1 pseudogene is annotated in these 924 nt (G+C 73.1%); it reads right to left on the reverse strand.

The window, feature by feature from the left end:
- Positions 1–815 (reverse strand): annotated as a pseudogene (locus DJ70_RS01315) (MATE family efflux transporter); the annotation flags it as partial.
- Positions 816–924 lie beyond the last annotated feature (109 nt).

Below are 924 nucleotides of genomic sequence, written 5' to 3' on the forward strand. Positions count from 1 at the left end.
GGTTCAGCACCGAGGCCGCGACGTTGTACCCGCGCGAGAGCGGGCCGGTCACCTGCTGGTAGACGCGGCGGCCGATCTGGAAGCCGGCGTTGACCGCCTCGCCGAAGCCGAGGAGCAGGGCGTTGAAGGGGAACTCCGCGGCCTCGGCGCTGAACCCCTCCGCGACCCGCGGCGCGCTCACGCGGAGCAGCTGTCCCGCGATCGTGAGGTCTCGCGGTCGGACGAAAGCGGCGTCGGTCCACGGTCCCCGTATCGCCGCACAGAGCAGCCCCGCCGTGAGGACGTTCGCGGTCGCAGTCGCGAGGCCGACGCCGACGACCTCCAGGCGGGGGAGCCCGAACAGCCCGAGCCCGAGGACGACCGACCCGACGATGTTGAGCGAGTTCGCGACCACGTTCACGTACATCGGCGTTCTGGTGTCGCCGGTTCCCTGGAGCGCCCGCGCGGCCACGAGCGCGACGTGTCTCGCCGGGGCCGTCGCGAAGACGATCGCGAGGTACGCCGCGCCGAGCGAGACGACCGCCGGCGGGGTCTCCCGGCCGACGAGCCGGCCGAAGACGTCGATCGCGGCCTCGCCGAGGAACAGCCCGAAGAGGACGAACGGGACCCCGGCGAGCGCGCCGAGCAGGATCGCCTGCGTGATCGCCTCGTCGCGGGTCGCCGTCTCCGCCGCGCCGGNNCGCGGCCGGCGAGAAGAGCGCGGTGACGACGACGTCCGTCGTCCGCATCGCGGTCCGGAACGTCTGCTCGCCCATCACCGGCCACGCGAGCGCGAACACGCGCTTCCAGACGCGCCGGACGCGCGGGAGGTCCATGCGTCACCGTCGAGGGACGCGACCGAGTTCTAGCTATCGGAGGCGATCGGCGGTCGCCGGGCGGAGGGAGCGGAGGATGGGGGAAACGGAGGACGGGGGAAACGGAGGA

Source organism: Halorubrum halodurans (assembly GCF_002252985.1).
Classification (GTDB): domain Archaea; phylum Halobacteriota; class Halobacteria; order Halobacteriales; family Haloferacaceae; genus Halorubrum; species Halorubrum halodurans.